Source organism: Fructobacillus parabroussonetiae, assembly GCF_018437265.1.
GTDB lineage: Bacteria > Bacillota > Bacilli > Lactobacillales > Lactobacillaceae > Fructobacillus > Fructobacillus parabroussonetiae.
In genome coordinates this window covers 90,192-98,528 of the sequence record NZ_JAAMFL010000010.1, presented here as the reverse complement: position 1 = coordinate 98,528, position 8,337 = coordinate 90,192, and the positions used below count along the sequence as shown (strand labels likewise).

Sequence of the window (8,337 nt, the reverse complement as noted above, 5' to 3'; positions counted from 1 at the left end):
CCAAAAGTAGTTGCCGGAACGCTGGCTGCGAGGATAGGACGACGCGATGCCTGTACATATAAAGATAAAAAAGAGTTTTGGAGAGGTGTCCGAGTCAGGCTTAAGGAGCACGGTTGGAAACCGTGTAAGCGGTTAACGCCGCTTCGAGGGTTCGAATCCCTTCTTCTCCATTTCTTCGGACGCTTAGCTCAGCTGGGAGAGCACCTGCCTTACAAGCAGGGGGTCACAGGTTCGATCCCTGTAGCGTCCATTTCTTTTCTCTTTTTTATTTTTACAGCATGGACAAGAGTGTCTTGTAGGGTGCGAGTCCCTAGCATGTTGTTCAGTTTCTGACTGATTATTATACTATCTTAGGGATATAGTTTAATGGTAGAATAGCGGTCTCCAAAACCGTTGATGGGGGTTCGATTCCCTCTATCCCTGCCATGGCGGTAGTGGTGAAGTGGTTAACACACTGGTTTGTGGATCCAGCATGCGAGGGTTCGATCCCCTTCTACCGCCCTAATAAAGTATTTATACTTTATATTGCCCTTGTGGCGGAATTGGCAGACGCGCTGGACTCAAAATCCAGTGGTGGCAACACCGTGTGGGTTCGACTCCCACCGAGGGCATACATAAGAAACCTGGACTTTTGTCCGGGTTTTTTTGTAAGCAAAATGAAAGCGGAAGAACCTTGATTATCAAGGCTTTTTTAGGTATTCTTGATATTAGTAGACTAGGCGTTTTAGGCCTGGTTTGGAGGATCGTTTTGGACCAAAAAACATTTGAAAAGACGTTGGTAGAAGCGGGGTTGCCCCTTTCAAAAACGCAATTAGCCCAGTTCGAGACTTATTTTAACGAATTGGTTCTTGCTAACCAATCGTTTAATTTAACTGCAATTACGGAAAAAGAAGAAGTTTATTTAAAGCATTTCTTTGATTCGTTGACTTTGGCAATGGAAGTACCGGCGCTTCGAGAAGGGGAACCAACGCTAATTGATGTCGGATCAGGTGCTGGCTTTCCAGCCCTTCCATTAAAGATCGCTCTGCCAAATTTGCAAGTGACCATGGTTGATTCATTGAATAAACGAGTTAACTTCTTAAAGAAGATGGTCGAACGATTGGGCCTAGAGGGCGTCACTGTTCGACACGGTCGTGCAGAAGACCTTGGCAAGGAGAGTGCTTTACGTGAGTCCTTTGACTTTGCAACGGCCCGTGCCGTTGCTCGTACGCAGGTTTTGGCTGAGTATACGCTACCCTTTGTTCGAATTGGCGGTCAGTTTCTCGTGATGAAGGGATCGGCTGGACAAGAAGAAATGGCGGCTGGACAGAAAGCTCTGGCGACTTTGGGCGGCAAGATGGTTGCCGAGCGTTCATTTACCTTACCAAATGGTGATCCGCGTGTGATTCAAATCGTTGATAAAGTGGCAAAAACGCCTAAAAAATATCCTAGACAAGCGGGAACACCTACGAAGAAACCGCTTTAGACAAGCATAAAGGAGCCTAACGTGGCAAAAATTATTGCATTGGCGAATCAAAAAGGTGGCGTCGGAAAGACGACAACGAGTATTAACCTTTCGGCGGCTTTAGCAAAGGCCGGTAAGAAGGTCCTTTTAGTGGACGCCGATCCACAGGGGAACGCTTCTTCCGGTGTTGGTGTGGACAAGTCAACGCTTGAGCATGATATTTACGATGTGTTGGTGCAGGACTTTCCAGTCGAGCAGGCCATCATGGCTTCATCAACAGAAGGCCTCGATATTTTGCCAACGACGATTCAGCTTTCGGAAGCAGAAGTCCAATTGGTCGATATGGCAGAACGTGAGTACCGTTTGTCACATGCTTTAAGCAAGGTCCAGGGGCAATATGATCATGTCATCATTGACAATCCGCCATCGCTTGGGCTTTTGACCATTAATTCTTTCACTGCAGCCGATGCCGTTTTGATTCCGGTACAAACGGAATTTTACGCCCTTGAAGGGCTGGGTCAATTAATCAACACGATTGAATTGGTTCGTCAGGGCTTGAACCCTGAACTTGAAATGGCGGGCATCCTGTTGACCATGTATGACAGCCGGACCAACCTGGCAAAGCAAGTATCCGAACAGGTTCGCTCATACTTCGAAGATCGCGTTTACCAAACGGTTATTCCACGTTCTGTCCGTTTGTCAGAAGCCCCATCATACGGCCAGGCGATCATCGACTTTGATCCGAAATCACCGGGTGCCCGTTTATACACCGACTTTGCAAAGGAGGTCATCGAACAATATGGTTAAGCAAAAAAGTGGCTTAGGAAAGAACATGGACTCGCTCTTTGGATCCAATGGCATTTCCAAGCAAGCGCTCGAACATTCGAAGGCAATTACACGAACGGCTGATGCCAGTGAAAAAGTCGTCGACCTCCCCTTGGCTAAGATTGTGGCCAACCCTTTCCAACCTCGTTTGCACTTCGATGAAGACTCAATCAAGGAATTGGCCCAGTCCATTAAGGAAAATGGTCTATTAACGCCAATTATCGTCCGTAAGGCCGGTGCTAAGTACCAAATTATTGCTGGGGAACGTCGTTTTCGTGCCACCAAAACACTTGGCGTGAACAACATCACGGCCATTGTGCGGGAGACCAACGATGAAACCATGGCGACTTTGGCATTGATTGAAAACCTGCAACGAGACAACCTGGATCCGATTGAAGAAGCGCGTGCTTACGCCAACTTAATGGCGCAGCTCGACCTCACGCAGTCGAAACTGGCTGATCGGGTCGGCAAGGAACGGACAACGGTTGCCAATGCCCTGCGACTCTTGAAATTGCCGGATAAGGTACAAGAATTGGTTCAAGCCGGCAAGCTCTCCATGGGCCAGGCCCGTGCCTTGCTCGGACTGGAAAAAGAAGGACAGTTGAACAGTGTACTGTCCACCGTTTTGAAGGAAGGCTTGAATGTTCGTCAGGTTGAGGCCCTTGTTAAAAAGGCCAACCAAGGCGACCAGCCGAAGAAAGCGGAGAAGAAGTCTTCGCCATTTGCTGATGACTTGGCCCTGCGCTTGGAAGAAAAGTTCGGTACCAAAGTCAAGGTGAACGCTGGTAAAAAGGGCTCTGGAAAGATTGAAATTAATTACGTTTCACCGCGTGATTTGGAACGAATCATGGAAATTCTCGCAATCGAGGTCGACTAATGGTTTTGAAAAAAGAGTACGATTTGGGTGATCTTGTGGAGATGAAAAAGCCCCACGCCTGTGGGACAAACGCCTGGATTATTAATCGAATGGGGGCCGACATCAAATTAACTTGCTCGGCTTGTCAACGAACCATCATGTTGACCCGCTTTAATTTCGATAAACGGTTAAAAAAGGTCTTGAAGAAGGCCGATGAGAATCAAGATTAGTCAAAAGAGGAGACAATCACATGGCTTTAACAGCTGGTATCGTAGGTTTGCCAAACGTTGGGAAATCAACATTATTTAACGCAATCACAAAGGCCGGGGCGGAAATGGCCAACTATCCTTTCGCCACCATCGAGCCAAACGTCGGCATTGTTGAAGTGCCGGATGATCGTTTGGCACGAATTCAAGAGCTGATTCCGGCTGACAAAGTCGTTCCAACGACTTTTGAATTTACGGACATCGCCGGTATCGTGAAGGGTGCCTCGAAGGGTGAAGGGCTTGGAAACAAGTTCTTGGAAAACATCCGTCAGGTAAACGCGATTGTTCAGGTTGTCCGTGCCTTCGACGACGATGAAATCATTCACGTTAACGGAAAGGTCGATCCACTCGATGATATCGATACCATTAACACGGAATTGATTTTGGCCGATTTGGAATCCGTTGAGAAACGCTATGCCAAAGTCGCTCGACAAGCCAAGGGAAACGACAAAGCAGCCAAGGCGGAAGCCGCTGTTTTGGAGAAAATTCAGCCTGTCTTGGAGGCTGGAAAAGCCGTTCGTTCGATTGACTTTTCAGATGAAGAAAAGGCGATTGTGAAGGGGCTCTTCTTGTTGACTTCAAAGCCAACGCTCTACGTGGCCAACATTGCAGAAGACGATATGGCGGATCCTGAAAATTCCCCATATTATCAGCAAATTAAGGACTTTGCGGATAGCGAAAACGCCGAAGTGATTGCTTTGTCAGCGAACGCAGAAGAAGAAATCGCACAGCTCGACGATGATGAAAAGGCTGATTACCTTGAATTGGCAGGTGTCAGCGAACCTGGTTTGAACAAGTTGATTCGCTCGGCTTACCACTTGTTGGACTTGCGGACCTTCTTTACGGCGGGTGAAAAAGAAACCCGCGCCTGGACCTTTAAGGCTGGTGCCAAGGCACCCCAGGCAGCCGGTGTGATTCACTCCGACTTTGAACGTGGTTTCATTCGTGCCGAAACCTTTGCTTTTGCTGATTTGGATCAGTACGGTTCCGAAAAAGCTGTCAAGGAAGCGGGTAAATTGCGTTCAGAAGGTAAGGAATACGTCGTTCAAGACGGCGACATCATTGAATTCCGCTTCAACGTTTAATAAATAGAGAAAAGGTGAGACGATGACACAAGTCGAACACAAATTAACAAAGAAGAACCAGGACTTTCTTTTCCGATTGAACAAAGGATTGGCTGATAGCGACAAAATCTCTGAAGAAGAGAAAGAAGCCATTCTGGGTGAAGTCGAAGAAAAGTTGGCCGATGGTCAAAAGCTTGGCCACACGGCTGCCCAACTTTTTGGCTCACCGGCCGAGGCACTGCAAAAGTATCTGAATCCCGTTCGCTTGGCGAAGGGCTTTCATGACTACTCCTTTGCCTTCTTGGCAACGGATACGGCCCTTGTTTTGATCATGTTCTTAACCGGCTTTTTCACGGTGACGATGGGCTTTTCTGGTTCAAAGGCTGGATCGGAAGGCATCGGGATTACCTCCGTTCTCTTCTTATCTATTTGGGGTGGCGTGATTTATACAAAGGCCATGCAGCGCTTGGTCCCTGGTAACCAGGCCGATGCAGCGGATAAAAAGCGGCTACCAAATTGGCTGTTGTTAATTATCGTGGCCATTCTTTGGATTGCCGGTTTCACTTTGATTCTCTACTTACCACGTATGATTAACCCGATTTTGCCCGTTGTTGGCAATGCCATCTTCTTCTTCATTGCCTTTGCCCTTTACTTGCTTAACCGCAAGCAGGCCGGCATGAAGCAGGGTGGCCTTTTAGCCATTTCAAAGCTGGCACAGCAAGAACGCCTGAAGCAAGAGGAAGAAAAGCGAGGCTAACATGAAAATTTTAGTTGTTGATGACGATCAAGAGATCGCTGAATTACTCGAGATTTATTTAAAAAACGAAGGCTACGAACCGTTGATTGCAAAAGACGGGAAAGAGTCGCTGTCGAAGTTTAATACCAACCCAGACATCGCACTGATGGTCTTGGATATCATGATGCCAAACATGACGGGCTTTGATGTTTTGAAAGAAGTCCGCAAGGACACGCACATGCCCATCCTGATGCTCTCAGCTAAGTCTTCGGACATGGACAAGATCCAAGGGTTGATTTCAGGTGCTGATGATTACGTGACCAAGCCTTTCAATCCATTGGAAGTCATGGCCCGTATTCGTTCCTTGATTCGCCGTTCACAAAACGCCGTTCAAGAGCAAAAGCCCGATGTTTTGACCATTGCTTCACTGGTTATTAACAAGGATTCACACGATGTGAAGACGGCCAGTGGCGAACTTGTCAACCTAACGGCCCTTGAATTCGGTATTCTTTATCTGTTGGCTTCGCACCCGAACCGGGTTTTCTCTGCCGACGATATTTTCGAACGTGTTTGGCAGCAGGAATCCGTTGTCTCAGCTAAAACGGTCATGGTTCACGTTTCCCACCTTCGTGACAAGTTGGAAGAAGCAACGGGTGGTGACCAAGTCATCCAAACCGTTTGGGGCGTTGGTTATAAAATCGAAGTGAACTAAGATGGGTAAAAAAGCAACAATTATTAGTCTGGCAATCTTTAAAGAAATCCTAGCCGCTGCCTTTAGTCTGGCTGCGGCCGGGGTTCTCTTTTTTGACTTTTTAAAAGTAAGGCCCAGCTGGTCGTTATGGACGAGTTGGCCTTCTTTTTGCCTTTTTGCTGCCTTCCTATTTCTCCTAGCCAGTTTGGCCATTGCCTTTCAAAGTCGTAAAAAAATTCGTTTGATTCACTTACGCGATGACTTAAGGCAAACGCTGATTGACAATGGTGATGATTCGGCAGCTTTGCCGAAGAAAAGCCAGCCTGCTGATCAGCAGTTGCGTGCACTCTTTGACATGTCGCAGGCCCGTTTTGAAGCAGATCATCAAGAACAGCTGAAAGAAGCTGCCTCGAAAGAGGAGATGATGACCAACATCTCCCATGATCTCCGGACGCCTTTGACCGCCATTATTGGGTATTTGGGCTTAGTGGTTGCCCCCAACCAGGTTCTCCAAGAAAAAGACCAGCAGAAGTATCTGGAAACGGCCTATCATAAGGCCAACCAGATGAAAATGTTGGTGGAGGACCTCTTTGAATTTGCTAAGTTGCAGTCATCGCAAATCTCATTGAATATTAATGACTTTTCACTGGGGGATCTTTTCGATCAGGTTTTGGCCAATTATGCGGTTGAGGCAGAAAAGAAGGGCATTCGCCTGACAACCCAACTGGCACCCGAATTAATCGTGATGGCAGGCGATTCCGAAAAGTTGGCCCGGGTGTTGATCAACCTTGTTGAAAACGCCTTAAAGTACGGTCAGGGTGCTTCCTTTATCAAACTGACCGCACAGGAAAAGTCATCTGACCAAATTGAAATTCGCGTCGTCAACGATGGCCCGGCCATTCCAAGTGCCTCACTTAATCAATTGTTTAATCGCTTTTATCGCGTGGAGTCTTCCCGAAACACCAAGACGGGGGGCACAGGCTTAGGCCTCTCCATCGTGAAGGGTGTGATTGATAAACACCATGGTCAAGTACGAGCGGAGTCAACCGATGAGTTGACCGCCTTCATTTTGACTTTGCCAAAAGAACAAGAAAAAGAAGAATCGTCTCATGCCTAAGAAAAGAAAAGCACCGCAATTTCAAGCGGTTAACCAAAAGAGCCACAAGCGCTCCCATATGATTTGGGCCGCGATTGCCTTGGTCGTTGCGGCCATTGCAGCCGCTACCATGGTTTTTTGGCCAAAGGTGCACCAAACGGTCGTCCAAACAACGGCCAAGACCGAACAGCCGGTTAAGCTCTCCGTTGATGCCAAGTCAGCACTCGTGGTCGACTTGACGACGGGGCAGATTCTGGGTGAAAAGAACGCCGACAAACAGGTGGCGATCGCCTCACAGTCCAAGATGTTAGTGGCCTATGGAGTGTTAAAGGCCATTGATGAAAAGAAGATCAAGTGGACCGATCAGGTGACGATTCCTTCTTCTGCGGACTTGTCCAGCCAGAATAATTCCCTTTATTCCCACCTTTCCATCAAGGCGGGGGATAAGGTATCGGTCAAGGATCTTTACTGGGCGATGTTTACCAATTCGGCAAACGATGCTGCCTTTGCTTTGGTGACCTATCTTTCAGGCGACCAGTCGAAGGATCAGGCGACCTTGCAAGCCCTTGCAAAAGATCTCAAGTTGACGGGGTCTGAATGGTACAACGGGGCCGGGCAAAAGAATGGCGATGCCTTTGCAAACGAGATTGATTCGGCTTCTTCTTCGGCCTATAACCATGCCTCTGCTAGTCAAGTGGCTATGATTGCTCGAAAGATTGTCGACATGGACCCTAGCCTGTTGACGTTAACGAACTCGGCCAACCTGACTTATACGAAGAACAATGCCAAAGTCACGCAGGCATCCGACTTTGGTAGCTCCTTTGCCAATATGCAGGCGAACTTGGATAATCCAAAGAACCTGCAGCTGATCGGATTGAAGACTGGATCAACACCTGAATCCGGCGCCTCCTACACAGGAATCGTCAAAGATCAGGACGGCCACTTGTTCTTAACGGTCATTAACGGGGCCGCTGATTACACGGATAAGACCGAACGCTTCCAGAAGACCGTTGACATGGTTGGTCAGGTCTTGGATGACTGGCAGGCCCATGACTACAAGGCGGGTACGACTTTGTCAGGGGTGTCAACATTGGCGATTAAGGATGAAAAAGTCCGAGCCAAGGTGCAGGTTGCCAAGTTAACGACCTTCTGGACCAAGTCGAAGAAGACGTTGAAGTTAATGGAATCACCAACGCTTCAACAAAGACCGGCTGGTACCGAAACGGATACCATTGCCCACATTGCGGTTAACTTTAAGGCTAAATACTTGTCTGGTACGAGTGAGAGTCAAAAGGAAATCCCCCTTGAATTAGCGGGTCAACCAACTGATAATGAATAAAAAAGAAGGATTTGTTTATT

At 47.7% G+C, this 8,337-nt stretch carries 9 protein-coding genes and 5 tRNA genes; all 14 read left to right on the top strand.

Annotated elements, in window-relative coordinates:
* Nucleotides 1-79: 79 nt before the first annotated feature.
* Nucleotides 80-170, top strand: a tRNA-Ser gene (locus G6R30_RS05960).
* A 7-nt stretch (nt 171-177) separates the two neighbouring features.
* Nucleotides 178-250: transfer RNA gene (locus G6R30_RS05955), tRNA-Val, on the top strand.
* Nucleotides 251-352: 102 nt separating this feature from the next.
* Nucleotides 353-426 (top strand) — tRNA-Trp (locus tag G6R30_RS05950).
* A 2-nt stretch (nt 427-428) separates the two neighbouring features.
* Nucleotides 429-501 (top strand) — tRNA-His (locus G6R30_RS05945).
* Between the two features lie 26 nt (nt 502-527).
* Nucleotides 528-611 (top strand) — tRNA-Leu (locus G6R30_RS05940).
* A 137-nt stretch (nt 612-748) separates the two neighbouring features.
* Nucleotides 749-1,465 (top strand): 16S rRNA (guanine(527)-N(7))-methyltransferase RsmG, encoded by a 717-nt coding sequence (gene rsmG, locus G6R30_RS05935; protein WP_213822554.1) that lies wholly within the window; start codon nt 749-751, stop codon nt 1,463-1,465.
* Nucleotides 1,466-1,486: 21 nt separating this feature from the next.
* Nucleotides 1,487-2,251 carry a ParA family protein gene (locus G6R30_RS05930; RefSeq protein ID WP_213822551.1) on the top strand — a complete coding sequence of 255 codons (765 nt, stop codon included), beginning with the start codon at nt 1,487-1,489 and terminating at the stop codon, nt 2,249-2,251.
* Nucleotides 2,244-3,146: a ParB/RepB/Spo0J family partition protein gene (locus tag G6R30_RS05925; RefSeq protein WP_213822548.1), complete on the top strand. Its 903-nt coding sequence runs from the start codon at nt 2,244-2,246 to the stop codon at nt 3,144-3,146. Before G6R30_RS05930 ends, G6R30_RS05925 begins: the two co-directional genes overlap by 8 nt.
* A complete protein-coding gene (locus tag G6R30_RS05920; RefSeq protein ID WP_213822546.1) occupies nt 3,146-3,355 on the top strand; it encodes a DUF951 domain-containing protein in 210 nt (69 codons plus the stop codon). The genes G6R30_RS05925 and G6R30_RS05920 overlap by 1 nt, the downstream gene beginning before the upstream one ends.
* A gap of 20 nt (nt 3,356-3,375) precedes the next feature.
* On the top strand, nt 3,376-4,476 hold the full coding sequence (ychF, locus tag G6R30_RS05915) for a redox-regulated ATPase YchF (protein WP_213822544.1): 1,101 nt from the start codon (nt 3,376-3,378) through the stop codon (nt 4,474-4,476).
* Between the two features lie 22 nt (nt 4,477-4,498).
* Nucleotides 4,499-5,212 (top strand): DUF1129 domain-containing protein, encoded by a 714-nt coding sequence (locus G6R30_RS05910; RefSeq protein WP_213822531.1) that lies wholly within the window; start codon nt 4,499-4,501, stop codon nt 5,210-5,212.
* 1 nt (nt 5,213) lies between these two features.
* Nucleotides 5,214-5,903 (top strand): response regulator transcription factor, encoded by a 690-nt coding sequence (locus G6R30_RS05905; protein WP_213822528.1) that lies wholly within the window; start codon nt 5,214-5,216, stop codon nt 5,901-5,903.
* 1 nt (nt 5,904) lies between these two features.
* Nucleotides 5,905-6,999, top strand: coding sequence for a sensor histidine kinase (locus tag G6R30_RS05900; protein ID WP_213822525.1), 1,095 nt, complete (start codon nt 5,905-5,907; stop codon nt 6,997-6,999).
* On the top strand, nt 6,992-8,317 hold the full coding sequence (locus G6R30_RS05895) for a D-alanyl-D-alanine carboxypeptidase family protein (RefSeq protein WP_213822523.1): 1,326 nt from the start codon (nt 6,992-6,994) through the stop codon (nt 8,315-8,317). The genes G6R30_RS05900 and G6R30_RS05895 overlap by 8 nt, the downstream gene beginning before the upstream one ends.
* The last annotated feature ends 20 nt before the right edge of the window (nt 8,318-8,337 follow it).

Bases quoted from the DNA above. Each gene is read 5' to 3' on its own strand.
- G6R30_RS05920 (WP_213822546.1), top strand. From the start codon at position 3,146: ATGGTTTTGAAAAAAGAGTACGATTTGGGTGATCTTGTGGAGATGAAA.
- G6R30_RS05900 (WP_213822525.1), top strand. From the start codon at position 5,905: ATGGGTAAAAAAGCAACAATTATTAGTCTGGCAATCTTTAAAGAAATC.
- ychF (WP_213822544.1), top strand. From the start codon at position 3,376: ATGGCTTTAACAGCTGGTATCGTAGGTTTGCCAAACGTTGGGAAATCA.
- G6R30_RS05925 (WP_213822548.1), top strand. From the start codon at position 2,244: ATGGTTAAGCAAAAAAGTGGCTTAGGAAAGAACATGGACTCGCTCTTT.
- G6R30_RS05905 (WP_213822528.1), top strand. From the start codon at position 5,214: ATGAAAATTTTAGTTGTTGATGACGATCAAGAGATCGCTGAATTACTC.
- G6R30_RS05910 (WP_213822531.1), top strand. From the start codon at position 4,499: ATGACACAAGTCGAACACAAATTAACAAAGAAGAACCAGGACTTTCTT.
- G6R30_RS05895 (WP_213822523.1), top strand. From the start codon at position 6,992: ATGCCTAAGAAAAGAAAAGCACCGCAATTTCAAGCGGTTAACCAAAAG.